This is a genomic window from Martinezella rhizogenes (genome assembly GCF_000799715.1).
Taxonomy (GTDB): domain Bacteria; phylum Pseudomonadota; class Alphaproteobacteria; order Rhizobiales; family Rhizobiaceae; genus Rhizobium; species Rhizobium rhizogenes_C.
Window position 1 is genome coordinate 586,388 of sequence record NZ_JUHG01000013.1, and the last position, 19,919, is coordinate 606,306.

A 19,919-nucleotide genomic window follows, 5' to 3' on the forward strand; every position below is an offset into this window, starting at 1 on the left:
ATGTCGCTTTCGAACCCCGCCGTCCCATCGCAGGCCTGGCCACGTCGCGCGGTCGCTGTCCTGGCGCGGTATGGCCTGATCCTGGCACTCCTGGTCGTCTTCGCAATCTTCTCGGCCGCTGCGCCCACCTTCCTGACGCCGGGCAATCTGCAAAGCATTCTCGTCAACAATTTCACGCTGCTTGCCATCGTCTCGATCGCCATGACTTTTGCAGTCTCCTCCGGCGGGATCGACCTTTCCGTCGGAACGGCGGTTGATTTCGCAAGTTTCGCCTTCGTCTCGCTGGTTCTTGCCGGCCAGCCGGTGGCGCTTGCTGTGTTGGCGGGCCTTGCAGCCGGTGCCGCAGTCGGCGCCTTCAACGCCATCCTGATCTCGGGGATCGGCGTGTCGCCGTTCCTCGCAACCCTCGGCACGCTTTTCATCGGCCGTAGCCTCCAGCAATTGCTGACGAATGGCGGCAATCCGGTCTACCTGCCGCCAACCGGCGTGCCGGAAGCCTTCCGGTTTCTCGGTCATGGCGCGATTGTCGGTATTCCCGTGCCACTGATCATCGCGATCGTCATCATTGCCGCCGCCGCCACGCTCTTTGCACGTACCCGCTTCGGCCGCGTGGTGCTGTCGATCGGTATCCAGCCAAGCGTCGTGCGCTATTCCGGCATCAGGCTTCGCAGCCACGTTGCCGTGACCTTCATCCTCGTGGGGTTGATCGCCGCTATCGCCGGCCTGATCCTGACCGCAACGGTCACGGTCTATATCCCCTTCTCCGGCAACGCCTTTCTCCTCAACGCGATCGGCGCGACCTTCATCGGCACGACGCTTTCGCCGCTTGGCCGGCCGAATGTGGCGGGGACCGTGCTCGGCGTGCTTCTGCTCAGCATCGTCGCCAACGGGCTGCTTTTGACGGGGCTGAATTTCTACTGGCAGCAGGTCGGCACCGGCGTGCTGATCTTTGCCGTACTCGCCTTCAGCTTCATCAACAAGAAGGCTGGAAACGGATAATCGCTAAATAATCCGACAGCGCACTTTGCCGCGAATGGTCACACTGCCTCATCGAAACAACCTCGATGGAGACGACAATGACCACGAATGCGATTCCAGCATCCTTCCGCCGCGCCGAACGAACGGCCTATCCAGCGCTGCGGCGGATGATTGCCATACCAATGTGGATTGCCGCGAAACTGAAGGCACGCGGAAACCGCAACGCCTTGCTTGAACTGTCCGACGACCAGTTGAAGGACATAGGCCTGTCACGAGGCCAGGCCTATAGTCATGAGCATATCTACACACGCTACAGATAAATGTGCTAAGACGTGGCGAGCTGAGAGGCTCGCGCGCGGCTGATATCGGACTATGCCATGTCAGGTTTTTCAATCGACCTTCTACTCCAGACGAAGACCGTCACGATAAGGGATGTCATCTGCGATGGCGCATGCCGGCACAAAAGCGCCGAGGAATGCGCGCGCTCGACCAGTCTCGTTTACCCTTATCGAGGCGTCTTCATGCGCCATGTCGGGCGCAAGGATGTCGTGGCCGAAGCAAACCAGGTTCTGTTTTTCAACCAGGAGCAGGAATACAAGATCAGCCACCCGATCGAGGGTGGCGATGCCTGTATTGATGTCGCCATTGACGAGGCATTGCTCGACGAACTGGCACCGAAAGATCAGGCACAAACCGCGGAGGCGCTGATCTTCCGCCGCCAGCGCCGACGGATCGATCCGCGCGCGCAGGCACTTGTCGCCCTGTTGCGACACAGCCTCAAGCGCGGAGCTGCCGAAACACTCGAGGCGGAAACGCTCGCCCTGACCTTGGTGCGGCGCTCGCTCGGCGAGCGCACCTCACATGCCGCCGGCGCGACGACCGGACGGCAGAAGCTGGTCGATCGGGCAAAACTCGTATTGTCTTCCGATCTCGCTCGCCGATGGACACTGGCCGACATTGCCCATGACGTCGGCGTGTCCCCAGTTTACCTCACCCAAGTCTTCCAGCAGGTCGAAGGCATTCCGCTCTATCGCTATCAGTTGCGCCTGAGGTTGGCGCGGGCGCTCGACCTGCTCGGCGAGTATGACGATCTGACCGCCCTTGGCCTGGACCTCGGCTTTTCCAGCCACAGCCATTTCAGCGCCGCTTTCAAGCAGGCTTATGACCGTACCCCCGCCGAGTTCCAGCGGCTTGCCCATTTGCGGGCGCGATAGATCGCTAAAGAATCCGACAGCGACGACATCGGCAAACTGATTTCCTCACACCATCCCCAAACCGGGGACATCAAACGGAGGAACTGACATGTCTCAACGTACCTGCGCGGCCTGCGACTGCGAGATCGATGCCAGCGCGATCAAGGTCAAGCTCGGCGGCAAGACCGTCGAGGTTTGCTGCGAGGAATGCGCCCAGGCGCTCAATGAAGCGGAAACGGCCATGACGGCTACCGCAAACGGCGAAAGCTGAACACGATCCGCCGCGGCATTCCCTCTGCTGCGGCGGATGCGCTTGCCTTGGGTTCAACCCATATAGGCGAAAGAGACAACAATCCTTGCTACCGCAAGATGGTGCGATATATTCGGCGCGTGTAAAATATCGTTTGCTATCGGCCTAATTGGGGGAGAGTACGAATGAGAGTTACAACCTTTGCTGCCGCGCTGATTTTGGTAACCCCCAGTTTTGTTCTTGCCGAGCAAAATTGCGGCGACATCACGAACCAAACCGACATGAACATCTGTGCCGGCAAGGCCTATGCGAAATCGGACGCCGAATTGAATGTCCTCTACAAACAGATTGAGGCGCGGTTGAAAGACGACGCAGATACCAAGAAGCTGCTGGTATCCGCCCAGAAGGCATGGATCGGCTATCGCGACGCCGAATGCAACTTCTCAAGTTCCACGGTTACAGGCGGTACGGTCTATCCATTCATCTCCAGCACCTGCCTCGATGGCATGACGAAAAGCCGCATCGAAGATCTCAAAGGGTATCTGAAGTGCCCCGAAGGCGACATGAGCTGCCCGGTGCCATCCGCCAACTGAGATATCGGTCGACGCTATGAAAAAGGCCAAGCATTCGGGCGGCCGAGTTCCGAACCTCTATCTCGGCTCAAACCCGGTGCTATTTGCTCGCACAAATGGCGTAGCGATGCTGCGCGGCGCGTTCCAGTCCTTTCAGGAAGTCGAAATTCCTGCGCTGGGTCCGGTGGATGGCACTCATGTCGGTGTCGATGACCACGGATGAAAAGCCAGCAGCCTTCAGGAGATCGGCCACTGCTTCGGCACGCGCCCCCTCGGAAAAATAGACGCGGGAAAGAATGCTGCGGTGGGTTTCGGCAAGTGCTGCGCCCGGCCCGTTCTGCGACCGGGTATTTCGACCACCGAAACGTGCGAGAAGCGCGGAAAGCTTGCCAGCGATCTTCGCAACGAGGGTCGGATTGACGAAATCGCCGTCGATGACCAGCAGCTTCCCACCCGGCTTCAGCACGCGATGCCATTCCTTGAAGGCGGCCAGCGGATCGACCAGGGTCCAGACCAGATGGCGATTGATGACCACGTCGTAGATACCATCCGGCTCCATGGTGTTTTCGGCGTCTCCCATCAGGAAACGGATCGACCGGCCACGGGCCTTCGCCTTGGCGCGCGCCCGCTCCAACATCGGCTCCGCCCAGTCCATGCCCGTCACCCTGTAGCCGAGATCGTCTAGCAGGTGCGAGACAACGGCCGTGCCACAGGCAAGGTCGAGAGCCGCCCGGCCCGCGCACTCGCCGAGATGGCGCCGAAGCAGCGCGTGCCATGCCGCTCGCTCTTCCTCCGAAAAGATCTCATGCCCCGGCTGGCTATCGAAGGTCTCGGCCCGAATCGACCAATAGGCCTTTATCTCGTCGCGTAATTCGTGATTGGAGCGCAGGTTAAGTGTCTGCATTTCCTATTTCTTTCCAAGAGGACAACCAAGCATAGAAGGCTTCTAAAAGATAATTCTTGACTGTAAAAGTCATAAAAACATAAATCGCGTCCGAATTTATCGCTCAGGAGAGACAAGTGTTCAACCTCAACAAGGTGGCTTCGGTCGCCACGCTCGTGTTTTCCCTTTTTTCCGGCATGGCTATCGCCGGTGAGAAGGTCACGGTCAAGGATATTACCGGCCGCGACGTCCAGGTCAGCGTTCCGGTGGAGCGCGTCATTCTCGGCGAAGGCCGTCAGATCTATTTTACCGCGGCCCTCGACACGGAAGCGCCGTTCAAGCGCATTATCGGCTGGCGGGACGACTTCCAGAAGGCGGATCTCGACGGTTACAACGCCTATCTGGAAAAATATCCGGAGATGAAGAAGATCCCGACCTTCGGCGGCATGAAGGACGGCACCTTCGACATCGAGCAGGCGGTGACACTCAAGCCCGATGTCATCATCATGAACATCGATGCCAAGTCGGCGACGGAAGAAAGCGGCTATATCGACAAGCTTGCGAAAGTCGGCATTCCTCTCGTCTATGTCGACTTCCGCGAAAAGGCGATGGAGAACACCACGCCGTCCATGCTGCTGATTGGCAAGCTGTTCGGCAAGGAAAAGCGCGCCGAGGAATTCGTGAAATTCCGTGATGATCAGCTAGCGCGCGTCACCGACGTGCTTGCCAAGGCCGGCGACATCAAGAAGCCGATGGTGTTCATCGAACGCGCCGGCGGCTATAGCGACGATTGCTGCATGTCCTTCGGCAATGAGAATTTCGGCCGCATGGTCGAACTCGCCGGTGGCATCAATCTCGCCAAGGACATCATTCCCGGCACGTTCGGCACGGTCAATCCGGAGCAGATCATTGCGTCCAACCCAGACCAGGTGATCGTTACCGGTGCGAACTGGGAGCTCTACGTTCCCGGCGGCGACTGGGTCGGCGTCGGTCCCGGCGCGGACAAGGCCCTGGCCACCTCGAAGCTGGAAAAGCTGATGCATCGCCCGGCCTTTACCGACATTGCGGCAGTCAAGACCGGCAATGTCCACGCCATTTGGCATCAGTTCTACAACAATCCCTATCAGTTCGTCGCCATCCAGCAGATCGCCAAGTGGCTGCATCCGGACCTGTTCAAGGAACTCGATCCCGAAGCGACGTTCAAGGAATTGCACGAGCGCTTCCTGCCGGTCGAATACCGCTCCGGTTACTTCGTATCGCTGAACGCCAGCCTTTGATCCGACAAACCGGCGGGCGACAAGTCGCCCGCCATTCTGATGTGATGCGCCGAGAACAGTCAGCTCACCTTCAAAGCTGCTATCGATGGACATATTGATACTCGCCAGATCCGAGGGATCTCCGCGCCGCCTGTCTTCGCCTCCCAATGGCTTGGAGACGATCTGAAAATCCACAGAAGAAATCGTCTCCGAGAGCGTATGCCCGGCTCCTATAAGCTACACGCAAGTTTACTCGTGCAGCATTGGCTCGTTGGGAAGTGCCAGATCGAAAATGTGCGGATGCCGATAACGCCATGATGGCGTTTATCTGTCGCGGTCAATCTTGAACTCATGCGTCGCGGGGGCGCGCGTGGGCATTAAAGTGAGAACGCCAGGAAAGCTGGATTTACAGCACTCGGCAAATCCACCCGCCCATATCGACGTCAAAGGTCGTGCCGCCGCAGCTCATGCGGTCTGGCGCGGTGGCAATGTGTTCACGACGAGTACGCGTAAGAAACCGGAGTCATTTCAACGCTCGCATCCGGAGGCCCCCATGACGAGCATTACGTCCATTAGTTCAAGTAGTTATTATCAATCTTTGCGATCCCGCTCGGCATCATCATCAACGGACGATGCCCTTTCTTCTCTCCTGAATGGCGGATCGTCCAGCAAGAACTCGTCTTCCTCATCCGACGATCAGTCTTTGGCGACGACGGCACAGCAATTGGCCGCGCAGCTGATGTCAATGATGCTCAATCTGCAGTCCGGCGGCAGCGACGATGATGATTCAAACTCAAGCTCGGATAGCGCATCCACCAGCAGCAGTACATCGAGCACGCAAGCTGCTTCCAGCACCAGCGATCAGACCAACATGATCAAGGCTATGGATACGGATGGCGACGGCAGCATCAGCGAAGCGGAGTTCGTCGCGGCTCGTCCATCCGACGTGAGCGAGGAGCAGGCAACAAATCTGTTTGCAAGCTTCGATAGCGAGAATACCGGATCGCTCACGGAATCGCAGCTGGCAAGTGCCATGCAGTCCGGCCCGCAGCCACCACCACCACCGGCGGGCGGACCGCCGAGCGACGAGCAGCTGTCCAGCATGTTCTCCGACATGGATACGGATGGTGACGGCAGCGTCAGCGAGGCGGAATTCGTCGCCGCACGCCCGTCTGACGTGAGCGAGGAGCAGGCAACGTCGCTGTTCGGAAGCCTCGACACGTCCAGTTCCGGGTCGCTGACGCAAAGCCAGTTCGAGACGGCCATGAAGGCGCAACAACCGCCGCAGCCGTCAGACTTTGGCAGCCTCTATGCCTCGAGCGAGCAGGTCGATACGACAAGCGAATTGCTTGCCCTCTGATGGAGGTCGACGACAAGCATTCGTTTCCGACGACCTGAATGGGCGGCGGCTTGGGCAAGAGATGTTGGGCCTCTGCCTCAAGCCTGCCGTCCATTTTCAATTGCTACTCTGCGGATAGTTGACTTCGTTCGGCCTGGCGTCGTCCCAGCAGCCCTGGGCCTGCTTCAGAGGATCAGCCTTTAAGGGTCGGATACTCCCAAAGGCCCGCCAAGCGGCCTCGCGCGTCGTTTACAACCTGATGGTAGTCTTCCTTGAACAGAGCGACGAGTTGTCTCTCAAGATCGCCGAGAACACCGTTGAGCACGGCGCACTCTGCGGTGCTTTCAAAACATAAGCTGCCGGGGGTATGCATCGCTTTCGGATCACGCCAGCGAGACAGAAGCTCGAAAAGCACGAGAGCCTCGTCAGGGCTGAGGTGGATTTCTGCATCATCATGCGAATCTGAAGCGCTAGCCATAGATTAATTTAACACGGGGAGTGTCCGGCTTCCAGGTTGTGCCTTCCCTCTGGATCACCTCTATGGCCCGGCCTTGAACCAATAGAGATCGACAACCAGGTCTCTTGATTTCCCAGTACTCTTGTTGTGCTTCATGGAAGACCCTCTCTGTGACGGAACGATGAATTTACGCGCAAACATGCCCTTTTCCCCAGGCTGGGCATTCCGTCTTTACCCGATCTTTATTGTTGTCCTCGAAAGAATTGGTCCGCCGATTGTCGGCGTGGCGAGCGACCATCTGGGGGCGTTCGTTGCCATCCATAGGCTTGGGATTTTCGAGTGCGGGTCATTTCATGCATCGCCACGGAGCATAATCTGTGGCTCGTTCTACTTGCGGCGTTTATCTGTATCAGTGGCGGCTGGATAGCCCTCAACCTGCTGCGTCGCGTCGAGACGACTCGAGGGCTTCAGCGCGGCGGATGGCTTTTCCTGACGTCCGTTGCTGCCGGATCCTCGGTGTGGTGCACCCATTTCATCGCCATGCTCGCCTATAAGGCCGAAGCGGCAATCACTTTCGATCCGATCCTGACCATGGTGTCGCTGCTGGTGGCGGTGGCGGGCTGCGCCTTTGGCTTCACGACCGCCTCGCTGCGCCGTTTCAAAATCGCACCGGAAGCAGGTGGCATAGTGATCGGCTTGTCGATCTCAGCCATGCATTACACCGGTATGATGGCCTATCATGTCGATGGCATCGTCGAGTGGAATCTGGACTACGTGGTCGGCTCGATCGTGCTGTCCATGGTTATCGCGGCCTTCGCCTTCAGCCAGGCCATCCGTCGGCCCTGGCGCCATTCGCCACTCCTCGCGCTCGCTCTCTTCGTCCTGGCCGTCGTGACGCTCCATTTTACCGCAATGGCCGCCGTATCGCTCACCCCATTGGCGACGGGTGCCACGGGCACCGATCCGCATGTATTGCAGGCCATGGCGATTGCCGTCGCTGGCGTTGGCCTGCTCATCGTCGGCACCGGTGTCGCCAGCTACATGATCGACGAACGCGCCGCGCAGGAATCCATCCAGAAGCTCCAGCACATGGCGCTCAATGACCTGCTGACCGGCTTGCCCAACCGGGGCAGCTTTGCCGACCATCTCAACCAGGAGATGGAGCAAGTGGAGCGCGAGAATGCGAAGCTTGCCGTCATCGGCATCGACCTCGACCGCTTCAAGGAAATCAACGATCTTCGTGGACACAAGGCCGGCGACCAGGCCCTGAAGGCGATCGGACGCAGGCTCGCCCGGCTGGTGAAGGACGGCGAATTCGTCGCCCGCGTCGGTGGCGACGAATTTGCGGCCGTCAAGCGGTTCAACGGGCAAAACGAGCTGCTGGACTTCGTCGCGCGGCTGGAAAAGACCATGTTCGAACCGATCCGGATCGACGATTTCGAGACGGTGACGGGCGCCAGCATCGGCGTTGCCGTCTATCCGGATGACGGACGGGATCAAGAACGCCTCGTCAGCAATGCCGATCTGGCGATGTACCGCGCCAAGGCCGATGTCGGGCGCGTCGTCTGCTTTTACGAATCAACAATGGATGAAGCCGCCAGGGCACGTCACACCCTCGCCCAGGATCTGCGCCGCGCGGTCGAACTGGATCAGCTCGAGCTGCATTATCAGGTGCAAACCTCGGTTCGCACGGGCGAGGTCTGCGGATATGAGGTTCTGGCGCGCTGGAACCATCCGGAACGCGGCAAGGTGCCGCCGGCGGAGTTTATCCCAATTGCCGAGGAGAGCGGCACTATCCTCGCGATCGGCGAATGGGTGCTACGCACGGCTTGCAAGCAGGCTGCGTCCTGGGACAAGCGCTACAAGATCGCCGTCAACCTCTCGCCTGTCCAGTTTGCCCATGCCGATCTTGCCCGGCTTGTGCACGAAATCCTGCTCGAAACAGGGCTCTCGCCAAGTCGGCTGGAGCTCGAAATCACCGAGTCCACCATCATCGCCGACAAGACCCGCACGCTGCATGTGCTGCGTCAGATCAAGGCGCTGGGGGTGACCATCGCGATCGACGATTTCGGAACGGGCTATTCGTCGCTGGATACGTTGCGTTCGTTCCCTTTCGACAAGATCAAGCTCGATCGCTCCTTCATGAGCGAGGTGGAGGGCAGCATCCAGGCGAAAGCCATCGTGCGGGCCGTGCTGACGCTTGGCCGAAGCCTTGAAATCCCAGTTCTTGCCGAAGGCGTCGAGACAAACCACCAGCTCGAAATCCTGAAGGTCGAAGGCTGCGACGAAGCCCAGGGCTTTTTCCTCGGGCGGCCAAAGCCGGTCGGGCAGATATTTTTGCCTGAGGAAACCATCGATGCCGAATTTCCGGCATCGTTTTCCGGCCGCATCCCGCCTGTCCGGATTAGACGTCGCTCGATCGCTTGAAACAAGGCCAATGCCGCGTGGGAGCGAGCCGTTAGAGGAAATACCGCAGCTTCAACGGTAACAGGGCGGCGCCGATCGCAGCGGCGTCCCCTCGCGCTTCACCCAGCACCAGCTTCGCCTCCCGCGGCCCGACGTCATAGCGATGGGCGCGCGAGGAGGGCATATGCACCCGCTTGATCATCATCCGCCCGAGCTCTCGCGGCAATTGCCCTCCGAACACGATCGCCTGCGGATCGAGTATGGCAATCAAACTTGCAATCAGCCGGTCCAGCATGGGCATTGTCTGCTCTAGCCACGCCTCCACGCCGGGCCAGGACGGATCGAAGCGCTTGTGCAATTCATGAACCGAATCGATATCGATGCCGTTCTCCTGCAGTGTCCGGATCAGATACTGCAAGGCAGGCCGCTTCGGCGATTCATCCGGATTGTAGATACCGCTCACTTCCCCGGCATTGCCGTGAAAGCCGTAAAAGGGCTTGCCGTCGAGGATGAGGCCACCGCCAAAACCGTAGTTGAAGGAAAGATAGGCGAAGGTGGAGCACCAAAGGCCGGCGCCGCGCAAGCTCTCGCCGATGGCGCCCGTCGTGCCATTATTTTCCAGCCAAACGGGAAGCTCAAAGGCGGCCTCGAGATCCGGACGCAGATCGATGAGCGACCAGTCCCGCAGCGGCTCCGGTGCATTAAATTTGCGATTGTCCAGGACGAAAAAGCCGGACATCGAAAAACCAAGTCCCAGTAGACAGTCACGCGCTATGCCATGTCTTCTCAGGATTGCGTGCAGCGTTTCCGAAAGAGCGCGAAGCGTCGTTTGTCGATCGCTCGGCATCATCCCCAAGGTCTCTTCCGCAACCACATTGCAGCCGAAATCGGCCAGATACAGGGTTGCGGAATCGGTGTTGATCGAGATGCCGACAGAATAAACTGCCTCTTTCACCAGTTCGATCGTCGGGCTCGGCTGACCGCGCCCGCCCCTGAGCGGCGCGCCAGCGCGAAGAAGGCCGCGCTCTATGAGCGTTTCCACAAGGCGGTGAACGGACTGCTGGGTCAGATTGGTATGGGCCGTGATCGTGGAGCGCGCGATCGGCTCGTGACGGCGCACGATATCAAGGATCATCCGTTCGTTGTCGCTGGCCAGCGGCGACATGTCGAACCTGGTCGCGGAAGCAGTCCTGAGTGTCATGCGTCTGGCTTAGCCGCTCGGACGAGGGCTCGCAATCCATCCTGTAATGCCCAGAGAGGCTTTTTTGCTGGACTTGTCATAAATATTACACCAAAAGTGTAGTAATTGCGGCGAGAGCAACAGTCCACCGGAATGGGCAAGATCTGATCCTCCTCCCAAACCCCACCAAGACCCGAAAGTTCTCCCCATGCCCAGCCAGATAGCTGTCACCAGCTCCGCCCGTTTTTCAGACATTTTCACGCTCGTTTCGCGCAGCAACCCGGATATTCTCACCATCGCGCATCGCGGCCTGTGGACGGCCGCGCCGGAAAACTCGCTGACGTCGATCCGCGACGCCGCTGCGCTCGGTGTCGAAATCGTCGAAATCGACACGCAGGCGACGTCCGATGGAAAGCTTGTTGTCATCCACGACGCAACACTTGATCGGACATCAACCGGCGCCGGCGTTGTCAGCGCCTGCGATCTCGCGACAATCCGCAATGCCCGTCTTCGCACCGGTGGCGGTGGAGAGACGGCGATTGTGACCGACGAGCGCATTCCGACGCTGGAAGAAGCGCTGGAAGAGGCCCGCGGCCGCATCTTCGTGAATATCGACACGAAATATCCGCGTGACTTGCCGCTGGTGATCGCCACGATCAAGCGCCTCGCCATGCAGGACCAAATCATCATCAAGACCGATATCGAGCCGGCGTCCGGCCATTTCCCGGTGATCGACGCCGACTGGTTCGGCTCCATCCCGCATATGCCGATGTTCCGCGTCAGGCCCGGACAGTTCGCCGAAGACCTGAAGCTGATTGTGCCGCTGCGGGCGCCGATGGTGGAAGTCAAGTTTTCTGACATTACCGATCTCGCCGCCGGGCGCGCGGAGCTTGAACGCCAGAACATCCGTCTCTGGATCAATACACTCGACGTCTCCCACAACCTCGATTTCAACGACAGCCGCGCGCTTGGTGATCCTCAAGGCGTCTGGGGCGCACTGGCTGACGCAGGTGTCGGCGCCGTCCAGACAGATACGATTGCGCCATTCAAGCAATGGCTCGCCGGCCATGGGACCAAGAGGAACGCGTGATGGCCGTCGCCAACCAGCGTCTTTCGCAGGCCAGCGCCATCATCGAGGAGGCTGCCGATAGGGCGCTGCATTTCTTTGCAGCGCACCAGACCGTTGTCACCCATGCCAAGGGCGTACAGGACTTCGTCTCCGAAGCGGATACGACTGTCGAAAACTTCATCCGAGATCGGCTTGCCACCGCCTTTCCCGGCGAAGCAATCGTCGGCGAGGAGTTTGGCGGACAATCCGAAGGCGCGTACTGGATCATCGACCCGATCGACGGCACGTCGAACTTTCTCCGGGGCTCGCCGCTGTGGGGAATCTCGCTCGGCTTCGTGCGCGACGGCCGTCCCGAACTCGGCGTTGTTGCCATGCCGGTCATGGGCGAGATCTATGCGGCCGCCGATGGCAGCGGCCTGCTGATGAACGGCAAGCCGCTTGCCCGGACCACCCCCTTGGAGGATGTCCGCGTCATGTCGCTCGGCGACAACCCCGCAGAGGATTTCGACGATGCTGCCAGGTTTCAAACCGGATTAAGACGCGCCGGCTGGGTCGTCGAAGCCTTCCATTCGACATCCGTCTCCCTCGTCTTTGCCGCACGCGGCATTTTCGATGGGCACCTGCAAAAGGTGACGACGATGTGGGACATCGCCGGCGGTGCCGTGCTTGCCCGCGAGGCCGGGCTCGAGGTGCGCTTCGGTGAAGACCGCGAGAACCATGTACCGTGGATAGCAGCCGGAACACCGGCCTTGTTGGCGGCGACGGAACCGCTCTGGCCGGAGATCAGCGCAAGCCATACGAACAGCTAGGAATGGTGCGGTTCCTGCATCCATTGTGGAATGTCATGTTTGGCGTGAAGCACGCGCCAAACGTCAATATGCCTAAACGCCCTGCTGCCGATGCACACGCTCACGCAAGCTGGCGAAATAAGCCGCATCGACCGGTTTAGTCACCGGCGACGACGATCCGTCAAACAGCAATTTACGCAGATTGGATCGGTCCTGATCCTGACGGATCAATTCGCGGATATATTCGCCGCTCGTCGCGCAGCCACACGCTGAAGCCTGCTCGTCGACAAAGCTCCTCAAAGCGTCCGGCAGATAGATACTCATAGCGCTCATGGCGAAACGATACGAGCATCGGCAGGAAACGGCAAGGATCCCTGCCGCACCTTTGGCCGAAGTTGATATCGCCATTAATTACGCAAGGACTTCCCGCTGCCTACCATACATCCGGCTCGCTCGCAGCAGGCGCTGCGAATAAGGATGCTCGACCTTCCCCTTTCGCAGCCTTTCGATATCGACCTCTTCGACGATCTCCCCCGCCTCCATGATGGCGACGCGGCTGCACATGTGGGAGACGACGGCAAGATCGTGGCTGACGAGCAGATAGGTCAGACCGCGCTCGCGGCGCAGGTCGTCCAACAGATTGAGGATTTCGGCCTGGACCGAGACGTCGAGCGCGGAGGTCGGTTCGTCGAGCAGCAGGACGGCCGGGTTCAGAACCAGGGCGCGGGCGATGGCGACGCGCTGGCGTTGTCCGCCGGAAAGCTGATGTGGGAACCGGAAACTGAGCGCGGGATCGAGCCCGACGGAACGCAGCAGGGCATCGACGTCCAACGAACCGGTCGCGATCCCCTGGTTGCGGAGCGGCTCCTTGAGCTGCGAACGGATGGTCTTACGGGGATGCAGCGATCCGTAAGGGTCCTGAAACACCATCTGCACCCGTCGGAAGAATGGCCGGTCACGCCGCCGGTCCAGAATGTCGCCGTCCAGCTCGATACTGCCTTGGTAATTCGGATTGAGACCGGAGATGGCGCGCAGCACCGTGGATTTTCCGCAGCCGGATTCACCGACCAAACCGAAAGCCGCGCCTTTCTCGACGCCGAAGCTGACATTCCTCACGACCGGCCTCTGACCGGCCGCGAAACGGATGGTGAGATTGTCGATTTCGATCATCGCGTTCTCTCCAAGATCTTACTGTCGAGCCAGGATGGATCGCGTTTCAAGATCGGCAACCGGGCCGGTGGATCATCAATCGACGGCAGCGACGCGAGCAGACCCTGCGTATAGGGGTGCCTGGCCTTGTCGAGGTCTCGCGCTTCAAGAACCTCGACCACCCGTCCGGCATACATGATCAGTACGCGATCGCAGAAGTTCCGCACGAGATTCAGGTCGTGGCTGATGAAGATCAGGCCGAGATTGCGCCGCGCGACCAACTCGTCCAGCAAGGCGAGGATTTCAAGCCGCACCGTGACATCAAGCGCGGAGGTCGGTTCGTCGGCGATCAGCACCTCGGGCTCGGCAATCAGCATCATGGCGATCATCACGCGCTGGCCCATGCCGCCGGAGATCTCATGCGGATAGAGCCGGGCCACCCGTTCAACCTCACGGATCTTGACCGCGTCGAGCATCTCAAGCGTTTGCCGATAGGCCTGCTTCGCGCTCGCCTTGGGATAGTGCAGGCGATAGGTCTCGGCGATCTGCTCTCCGATGCGCATGACCGGATTGAGCGAATATTTCGGGTCCTGCAGGATGAGCCCGATCCGTCGCCCGCGGATCGTCATCATCTTGCGCTCGTCCACTTTCAGCAGATCCACGTCCCGAAAGCTCATCCGCTCGGCACTGACCATTGCCGTCGGCGGCAGCAGCCGCATGATGGCACGACCGACCGTCGACTTGCCCGAGCCGGATTCGCCGACAATCCCGAGCTTTTCCTGGCCGAGCGAAAAGCTGACGCCGCGCACGGCCCGCACGGAGCCGCCGCCGAAGGCGATCTCGAGATTACTGACGTCAATGAGGTTAGAAGTCATTCCGCACCTCTTGGATCAAGGACATCGCGCAGCGCATCGCCGACGAGGTTGAAAGCAAGGCTCACCATCGCGATGGCGATGCCGGGTGCGGCAATGACCCAGGGGCTATCGAGCATGAATTCGCGACCGGTGGCTGCCATCGACCCCCATTCCGGCCAGGGCGGCTGTGCGCCGAGACCGAGAAAGCCGAGACCGGCGGCGGTGATGATGATGCCGGCCATGTTGAGGGTCACGCGCACGATAACCGAGGGGATGCACATCGGCAGGATGTGGCGGGTGATGATCGCAAGCGACGACGCGCCCTGCAGACGCACGGCGGCAATGAAATCTGCCTTGCGCAGGCTGAGCGTTTCGGCGCGCGCAAGCCGGGCGATCGGCGGCCAGGCCGTCAGCGAAATCGCGATGATCGCATTGGTGATGCCGGGGCCGAGCGCCGCCGCAAACCCCAGCGCCAGCACCAGCCCGGGAAAAGACAGGAAGATATCGGTGATCCGCATCAGGATTTCATCGACAATCCCGCCGAAATAGCCGGAGCAGGTGCCGATCAGCAGGCCTAAGGGCGCGACGATGACCGAGACGAGCATGATGATATAGAGCGTCGTGCGCCCGCCATAGACGATGCGGGCAAAGACATCGCGGCCGAAATTATCGGTGCCGAGCCAGTGCTCCGCCGATGGCGGCGCGAGCCGTCCCGCCATGTCCTGCACGATCGGATCGTACCGCGTCAGCAAGGGCGCGCCGATAGCAACGAGGATCAGCAGGACGATGATAGCAAGCCCGACAAGACCGAGCGGATGCAGGCGGAACTTCAGCCAGCCCTGATGGAATTGCTGCGCGGACGACTGGAACCAGCCCTGAGGCTCGGGCGCGAGCAGCCATTTGCGAAAGCTGCTGGCGCTGGCGCGATCGGTGTGTTCGGCGGAGATCGTCATCGGCGTCACCGTGTCCTTGGATCAAGAATGCGATAAAGCACATCCGAAATGATGTTGATGGTCAGGAAGACGGCGCCGATCGTCAGCACGGCGCCCATGACGACGTTCATGTCGTTCATCTGCAGGCCGCGCGTCAGGTACTGGCCGAGCCCAGGCCAGCCGAAAACCGTCTCGATCAGCACCGCGCCTTCCAGCAGGCCGCCGAAGGTCAGCGCCATGATCGTCAGCAATTGGACGCGGATATTCCGGAAGGCATGGCGCCAAACGACCTTGCGCCGTCCAAGCCCCTTTGCTCTCGCCGTCACGATATATTCCTGGCCGAGCTGCTCCAGCATGAAGCTGCGTGACATGCGGCAGATAGAGGCCACGGAATAATAACCGAGGATCGCCCCCGGCAGGATGATATGGTTGAGCGCGCTTTGAAACACGTCCCACTGGCCGTCCATGGCCGAATCGATCAGCAGGAAGCCGGTGACCGGCGTGACAAGCCCCTCGTAGAGAACGTCCACGCGCCCCGACGCACCGACGAGCTGGAGCTTGGCGTAGAAGATGAAAAGCGCCATCAGCCCCATCCAGAAGATCGGGATGGAATGGCCGGCAAGGGCGACGATGCGCGCGATGTGGTCGATGATCGTGCCGCGCCTGACGGCTGCGGTGATCCCGAGCGGAACCCCGACGACGATGCCGATGATCATGGCGATGATGGCAAGCTCGATGGTCGCTGGAAAAATGCTCAGGAGATCGGTCAGGATCGGCTGGCCGGTCGTGGCAGACGTGCCGAGATCGCCGGTCGCGACCTTGCGCACATAGGTGAGGAACTGCATCCAGATCGGTTGTCCCAGCCCAAGCTCGTTATAGACGCGATCATAGACCGCCTTGCTGACCTCCGACCCAGTGATGGCAAGCACCGGATCGGCGGGAAGCAGGCGCCCCATCGAAAAGGTGAGGAACAGCAGGCCGAACAGCGTGGTGACGATCGCCACGATGCGGCCCGCCAATCGCCGAAGGACGGCGATCAGCGGATGCGGCAGCGTATCCGCGAACGCATCCTGATCCACTCGGGAATCGCGTTTCGATGTCAGCTCGGCACTCGTCACGGGCGATTACTCCTTCGTCACGTCATGCCAGCGCGTCGACCAGGTCGTATGCCCATGGTAGCCCTTGACATTGGCGCGCATGACATAGGGATCGGTGCGCTGGAAAAAGATGATCAATGGGGAATCCATGCCGCTATAGATGCCGTCCATCTTCTTGAAGATGTCGGTGCGCTTGGCCGTGTCGCGTTCTTTCATCGACTGATCGACGAGCGTGTTGAGATCATCCACCTTCATGCCGGCCCGCCAGAGATAATAGCTGCCGAGACGCGCCTCATCGCTGTTGTCAGGATTGTAGGCGTATTGCGTGGCAACGGCGAAAGGATCCGGAAGCCGGGCACCGGAATTGCCGAACAAGACCTGGTATTTGCGCTCGCGAAACGCGGGAATGAACTCGCCCGGCACCAGATCGAGATCGATACCGGCGACACGGGCGCTCGCCTGCAGTGCCTCAGTGAAGGGCAAGGCCGCCGCACCCGAGGGATTGAGCACCTTCTTCAGACCATTCGGATAGCCTGCCTCGGCCAGCAATTGCTTGGCCTTGGCCGGATCATAATCATAGCGCGATGTCGGGTTCTCCGGCGCCCCGATCATCCCGCGCGGGATCATCGACTGCCATGGAAAGCCGGTGTAGCGCATGATGTTGCCGGAAATAGCCTTCCAGTCGAAGGCATGCTGAAACGCCTCGCGGACCTTGGGTTTTTGGAGATCCGGATCCTTTTGGTTGAGCGCGATATAATAGAAACCGAGGCCTGGAACATTGTCGATCACCATGGCCTTGTTGGTGGCGAGCGCATCCAGATCGCCGCTTGAAACATATTGGCCGATATCGACGTCACCGGCCTCCAGCTGCAGCCGCAGATTGCCCGATTCTGGTATGTGGCGGGCAACGACGCGCGTCATGGCCGGCGTGCCGCCCCAATAATTCTTGCGCGCATTGAAGATCGCGACATCGTTCGGCCGCCACTGCGCCAGCGTGAACGGCCCGCTGCCGGCCGAATTGGCAGAGAGCCATGTGCCGCCGAAATCGCCATTGGCCTCGTGCGACAGGGCCGTCTTCTTGTCGATGATGCCGATCGACGAGCCGGCGAGCGAATAGAGCACCAGATCGGTATTGACGACCTGCGGCAGCTCTATCTCCAGCGTGTGGGCATCCTTGGCCCGGATCAGCTTGTCGACGTTCTCGGCCGTGAAGCCCCAGGGCGCGATATCGGTCGAGCCGACCTGCCCCATCTTGATAACACGCTGGATCGACCATGCGGCGTCTTCCGCCGTCACCGGATTGCCGCTCTGGAAGGTCGCATCGTCACGCAAAGTCAGGCTGATGATCTTGCCATCGGGCGAAACGCTCCATTTCGTGGCAAGCATCGGCTTCAGCGTCTGGAGATCGTCCGGAGAGAGCTGCAACAGATTGTCGTAAAGATTGGAAATCAGCTCGGACACCGTGCGTGCATTGTTCTGCGCCGGGTCGAGCGTCCGAATGCCGGTGAGATTGGTGCCGATCACCAACATGTTCGGCGGCGATGCCGCCAGGGACGGTTGCGCGGCAGCCAAGGCAGCGGCGATTGCGACTGTTGTCAGCAAGCTCTTCAACATTTCAAGACCTCCCAATCTTTTTTGCGCGGGCAGCGCCCACGCCTTTTGCAGTCTGTAGCAGCGGGCAGGCTCGGTGCGCTTACCCCTCCCAGTCCCTCAGCAGACGATGCAACTCCTCCCGATCCTTCTGATCGAGCTGCGGCAGGCCCGGCACACGCACGGGGCCGACATTGAGACCCGAATAGGTCACCGCCTCCTTCACCACCGTGACATTGGCGCCGTTGCGGAATTTCGTACGCATGCGTTCGAACGGCTCGAGCTTATTGACGATCGCGCGCGCGGCGGCGAAATCGCCCCTATCCAGCGCATCGAGGACGGCAAGCGACAATTGCGGCGCGACATTGACCAGGCCGGAGGTGAAGCCGCGTGCACCGGCGGCGGTGAAGGTCGGCGCCCAACTCTCAGCGAGACCGCAGACGAAGAGCGCACCGGCCGGGTCCGACGCCGCGATCGCCCTGGAGAGAAGCATAAGATCCGTCGTCGCAAACTTGATGCCGGCAATGTTGGCATGCCCGGCAAGGCGCACCATGTCGTCGACGCTGAAACCGTCGGCGCGAACATAGGCCACCAACGGCAAGGGAGACGCTTCCGCGAGGTCACAGAAATAGTCGATCTGCGCTGCCGGTGCGGCGAAGGGATCGACGGGCTGATGCGACATGACCGCGGATGCACCGATCACAGCCGCATTCTTTGCCATTGCAATCGCCTCGCGCAGAGATCTGCCAATTGCCGCCGTCACCGGCGCCTTGCCGTCGACGCCCGCAACCGCTGCCTCGTGGACATGGCGGATTTCCTCGAGCGTCAGGGCATAGAACTCACCCGTATTGCCCGCAGCGACGATATTGTGGATGCCGGCAGCGGCGACCCGATGATAGACCTGTGCCGTAATCCGGGGTTCGACCTGGCCCCTATCGTCATAAGCCGTCACGGGGACGCCCGACACACCTTTCAGCGCCTGACGTATGGTTGCGATGCTCATCTTCTTCCCCTTGTTAGCTCTCCACCGATGATCGAATTGGAAGGGCGGGGGCATCGGTCACAGCCGGTCGCCACATCATCCCTTCCTCCCACTGCTGCTCAGACCCCCTGGAACATGCGGGCGCGAGCGTTCAATATGTGCCGCTTCATCGCGTCATGCGCCTCGGTCTCCAGCCGCTCGAAGATCGCCTTGACGATCACCGCATGCTCGTCCTGGACGGTGCGTATCTGCTCGGCGGTGCGCTTGAGGCTCAGGCTTCGCGTGACGGAATGCCCGATGGCGAAATGCGGCTTGAACCATTCGCGGAGCGTGATGTGAAACTGGTTTCCGGTCGCCATGGCGATCGCGTCGTGCAGCGCTTGGTCCTCTTCCGCTCCGAGCTTGCCATCACTCAAACACTGCTCGATGTTGAGAAGAGCGGCTGAAATTCGCTCCTTGTCCGCCGGCTGCCAGTTGCGCGCGGCAAGTTCAGCCGCTTCCGCCTCGAGACCGGCGCGAAATTCGAAAAACCGCTGCACATCGGCAAGGGAGCCGACCGGCACCATCTTCAGCACGGACGAATCTGGTCGTTGTCGCACATAGGAGCCCGACCCCTTGCGCGAGACGATCAGGCCGTCGCCCCTCAGACGCTCCAGCGCCTCGCGAATGACGGGCCTCGATGCCCCGAACATGACGGCAAGCTTTTCCTCCGACGGCAATCTTTCGTTCACCGGGAAGTTTCCGTCCGCGATCATGCCCACGATCTTCTCGTAGATGATGTCGCCGAAGCGCGTTGCGCCCCCGTCCGGTTCAGTGACGGCCGACAATGTCATCATTATCCTTTGTTTTGCCGCGCAGCGACAAGGTTCAACCCATTTTCTAGGCGGCAGGGCTACTAAATCTGTCAATATCTGTCAACTCTTGTAATTATCTGAGAACGTATC

The 19,919-nt window shown here is 60.1% G+C and carries 21 protein-coding genes; 10 read left to right on the forward strand and 11 right to left on the reverse strand.

Translation table 11 applies throughout. The features are described 5' to 3' along the window. From EX00_RS14635 to EX00_RS14650, 5 genes are all read left to right on the forward strand, one after another. Nucleotides 1–999 (forward strand): ABC transporter permease, encoded by a 999-nt coding sequence (locus EX00_RS14635; protein WP_047458993.1) that lies wholly within the window; start codon nt 1–3, stop codon nt 997–999. A gap of 77 nt (nt 1,000–1,076) precedes the next feature. Next, nucleotides 1,077–1,298, forward strand: a complete 222-nt coding sequence (locus tag EX00_RS14640; RefSeq protein WP_047458994.1) for a YjiS-like domain-containing protein — start codon at nt 1,077–1,079, stop codon at nt 1,296–1,298. Between the two features lie 57 nt (nt 1,299–1,355). After that, nucleotides 1,356–2,192: a helix-turn-helix transcriptional regulator gene (locus EX00_RS14645; RefSeq protein ID WP_047458996.1), complete on the forward strand. Its 837-nt coding sequence runs from the start codon at nt 1,356–1,358 to the stop codon at nt 2,190–2,192. Between the two features lie 88 nt (nt 2,193–2,280). After that, nucleotides 2,281–2,442, forward strand: a complete 162-nt coding sequence (locus tag EX00_RS31735) for a hypothetical protein (protein WP_202903715.1) — start codon at nt 2,281–2,283, stop codon at nt 2,440–2,442. Nucleotides 2,443–2,606: 164 nt separating this feature from the next. Next, nucleotides 2,607–3,014 (forward strand): lysozyme inhibitor LprI family protein, encoded by a 408-nt coding sequence (locus EX00_RS14650; RefSeq protein ID WP_047458998.1) that lies wholly within the window; start codon nt 2,607–2,609, stop codon nt 3,012–3,014. A 79-nt stretch (nt 3,015–3,093) separates the two neighbouring features. Here EX00_RS14650 and EX00_RS14655 read toward each other — a convergent pair whose 3' ends face one another. Next, nucleotides 3,094–3,897, reverse strand: a complete 804-nt coding sequence (locus tag EX00_RS14655; protein WP_047459001.1) for a class I SAM-dependent methyltransferase — start codon at nt 3,895–3,897, stop codon at nt 3,094–3,096. Nucleotides 3,898–4,073: 176 nt separating this feature from the next. On the opposite strand from EX00_RS14655, the gene EX00_RS14660 reads away from it, so the two are divergent. Then, the gene (locus tag EX00_RS14660; protein ID WP_234709039.1) at nt 4,074–5,153 is read left to right on the forward strand and encodes an ABC transporter substrate-binding protein; all 1,080 of its coding nucleotides are present in this window, start codon (nt 4,074–4,076) and stop codon (nt 5,151–5,153) included. A gap of 349 nt (nt 5,154–5,502) precedes the next feature. Beyond that, nucleotides 5,503–6,492 (forward strand): EF-hand domain-containing protein, encoded by a 990-nt coding sequence (locus tag EX00_RS14665; RefSeq protein WP_234709019.1) that lies wholly within the window; start codon nt 5,503–5,505, stop codon nt 6,490–6,492. 172 nt (nt 6,493–6,664) lie between these two features. Here EX00_RS14665 and EX00_RS14670 read toward each other — a convergent pair whose 3' ends face one another. Continuing rightward, nucleotides 6,665–6,886 carry a hypothetical protein gene (locus EX00_RS14670; RefSeq protein ID WP_234709020.1) on the reverse strand — a complete coding sequence of 74 codons (222 nt, stop codon included), beginning with the start codon at nt 6,884–6,886 and terminating at the stop codon, nt 6,665–6,667. Between the two features lie 381 nt (nt 6,887–7,267). Between EX00_RS14670 and EX00_RS14675 the strand changes: the two genes are divergently transcribed. Continuing rightward, nucleotides 7,268–9,355 carry a putative bifunctional diguanylate cyclase/phosphodiesterase gene (locus tag EX00_RS14675; RefSeq protein ID WP_047459011.1) on the forward strand — a complete coding sequence of 696 codons (2,088 nt, stop codon included), beginning with the start codon at nt 7,268–7,270 and terminating at the stop codon, nt 9,353–9,355. Between the two features lie 31 nt (nt 9,356–9,386). Here the strand turns inward: EX00_RS14675 and EX00_RS14680 are convergent, their stop codons facing one another. Further along, nucleotides 9,387–10,535: an ROK family transcriptional regulator gene (locus tag EX00_RS14680; RefSeq protein ID WP_047459013.1), complete on the reverse strand. Its 1,149-nt coding sequence runs from the start codon at nt 10,533–10,535 to the stop codon at nt 9,387–9,389. Between the two features lie 187 nt (nt 10,536–10,722). Here EX00_RS14680 and EX00_RS14685 point away from each other — a divergent pair, with 187 nt between their 5' ends. Continuing rightward, complete coding sequence (locus EX00_RS14685; protein WP_047459016.1) at nt 10,723–11,604, forward strand: glycerophosphodiester phosphodiesterase family protein; 882 nt, start codon at nt 10,723–10,725, stop codon at nt 11,602–11,604. Next, the gene (locus EX00_RS14690; RefSeq protein ID WP_047459018.1) at nt 11,604–12,392 is read left to right on the forward strand and encodes an inositol monophosphatase family protein; all 789 of its coding nucleotides are present in this window, start codon (nt 11,604–11,606) and stop codon (nt 12,390–12,392) included. Before EX00_RS14685 ends, EX00_RS14690 begins: the two co-directional genes overlap by 1 nt. A 72-nt stretch (nt 12,393–12,464) precedes the next feature. Here the strand turns inward: EX00_RS14690 and EX00_RS14695 are convergent, their stop codons facing one another. The 8 genes from EX00_RS14695 to EX00_RS14730 form a co-directional block, all read right to left on the reverse strand. Further along, complete coding sequence (locus tag EX00_RS14695; protein WP_047460331.1) at nt 12,465–12,704, reverse strand: ribbon-helix-helix domain-containing protein; 240 nt, start codon at nt 12,702–12,704, stop codon at nt 12,465–12,467. A 78-nt stretch (nt 12,705–12,782) separates the two neighbouring features. Further along, the gene (locus tag EX00_RS14700) at nt 12,783–13,541 is read right to left on the reverse strand and encodes an ABC transporter ATP-binding protein (RefSeq protein WP_047459021.1); all 759 of its coding nucleotides are present in this window, start codon (nt 13,539–13,541) and stop codon (nt 12,783–12,785) included. Then, on the reverse strand, nt 13,538–14,395 hold the full coding sequence (locus EX00_RS14705) for an ABC transporter ATP-binding protein (RefSeq protein WP_047459024.1): 858 nt from the start codon (nt 14,393–14,395) through the stop codon (nt 13,538–13,540). Before EX00_RS14705 ends, EX00_RS14700 begins: the two co-directional genes overlap by 4 nt. Further along, complete coding sequence (locus EX00_RS14710) at nt 14,392–15,327, reverse strand: ABC transporter permease (protein ID WP_047459027.1); 936 nt, start codon at nt 15,325–15,327, stop codon at nt 14,392–14,394. The genes EX00_RS14705 and EX00_RS14710 overlap by 4 nt, the downstream gene beginning before the upstream one ends. Nucleotides 15,328–15,332: 5 nt before the next feature. Then, the gene (locus EX00_RS14715) at nt 15,333–16,424 is read right to left on the reverse strand and encodes an ABC transporter permease (RefSeq protein ID WP_047459030.1); all 1,092 of its coding nucleotides are present in this window, start codon (nt 16,422–16,424) and stop codon (nt 15,333–15,335) included. A 6-nt stretch (nt 16,425–16,430) separates the two neighbouring features. Further along, nucleotides 16,431–18,017 (reverse strand): ABC transporter substrate-binding protein, encoded by a 1,587-nt coding sequence (locus EX00_RS14720; RefSeq protein ID WP_047459031.1) that lies wholly within the window; start codon nt 18,015–18,017, stop codon nt 16,431–16,433. Nucleotides 18,018–18,096: 79 nt separating this feature from the next. After that, on the reverse strand, nt 18,097–18,996 hold the full coding sequence (locus EX00_RS14725) for a dihydrodipicolinate synthase family protein (protein WP_047459034.1): 900 nt from the start codon (nt 18,994–18,996) through the stop codon (nt 18,097–18,099). A 98-nt stretch (nt 18,997–19,094) separates the two neighbouring features. Then, entirely contained in the window at nt 19,095–19,808 is a 714-nt protein-coding gene (locus tag EX00_RS14730; protein WP_047460333.1) for a FadR/GntR family transcriptional regulator, read from the reverse strand. Nucleotides 19,809–19,919 lie beyond the last annotated feature (111 nt).

Coding starts and splice junctions, on each gene's coding strand:
- EX00_RS14635 (WP_047458993.1), top strand. CDS start 1: ATGTCGCTTTCGAACCCCGCCGTCCCATCGCAGGCCTGGCCACGTCGC.
- EX00_RS14640 (WP_047458994.1), top strand. CDS start 1,077: ATGACCACGAATGCGATTCCAGCATCCTTCCGCCGCGCCGAACGAACG.
- EX00_RS14645 (WP_047458996.1), top strand. CDS start 1,356: ATGTCAGGTTTTTCAATCGACCTTCTACTCCAGACGAAGACCGTCACG.
- EX00_RS31735 (WP_202903715.1), top strand. CDS start 2,281: ATGTCTCAACGTACCTGCGCGGCCTGCGACTGCGAGATCGATGCCAGC.
- EX00_RS14650 (WP_047458998.1), top strand. CDS start 2,607: ATGAGAGTTACAACCTTTGCTGCCGCGCTGATTTTGGTAACCCCCAGT.
- EX00_RS14655 (WP_047459001.1), bottom strand. CDS start 3,897: ATGCAGACACTTAACCTGCGCTCCAATCACGAATTACGCGACGAGATA.
- EX00_RS14660 (WP_234709039.1), top strand. CDS start 4,074: ATGGCTATCGCCGGTGAGAAGGTCACGGTCAAGGATATTACCGGCCGC.
- EX00_RS14680 (WP_047459013.1), bottom strand. CDS start 10,535: ATGACACTCAGGACTGCTTCCGCGACCAGGTTCGACATGTCGCCGCTG.
- EX00_RS14685 (WP_047459016.1), top strand. CDS start 10,723: ATGCCCAGCCAGATAGCTGTCACCAGCTCCGCCCGTTTTTCAGACATT.
- EX00_RS14690 (WP_047459018.1), top strand. CDS start 11,604: ATGGCCGTCGCCAACCAGCGTCTTTCGCAGGCCAGCGCCATCATCGAG.
- EX00_RS14695 (WP_047460331.1), bottom strand. CDS start 12,704: ATGAGCGCTATGAGTATCTATCTGCCGGACGCTTTGAGGAGCTTTGTC.
- EX00_RS14700 (WP_047459021.1), bottom strand. CDS start 13,541: ATGATCGAAATCGACAATCTCACCATCCGTTTCGCGGCCGGTCAGAGG.
- EX00_RS14705 (WP_047459024.1), bottom strand. CDS start 14,395: ATGACTTCTAACCTCATTGACGTCAGTAATCTCGAGATCGCCTTCGGC.
- EX00_RS14710 (WP_047459027.1), bottom strand. CDS start 15,327: ATGACGATCTCCGCCGAACACACCGATCGCGCCAGCGCCAGCAGCTTT.
- EX00_RS14720 (WP_047459031.1), bottom strand. CDS start 18,017: ATGTTGAAGAGCTTGCTGACAACAGTCGCAATCGCCGCTGCCTTGGCT.
- EX00_RS14725 (WP_047459034.1), bottom strand. CDS start 18,996: ATGAGCATCGCAACCATACGTCAGGCGCTGAAAGGTGTGTCGGGCGTC.
- EX00_RS14730 (WP_047460333.1), bottom strand. CDS start 19,808: ATGACATTGTCGGCCGTCACTGAACCGGACGGGGGCGCAACGCGCTTC.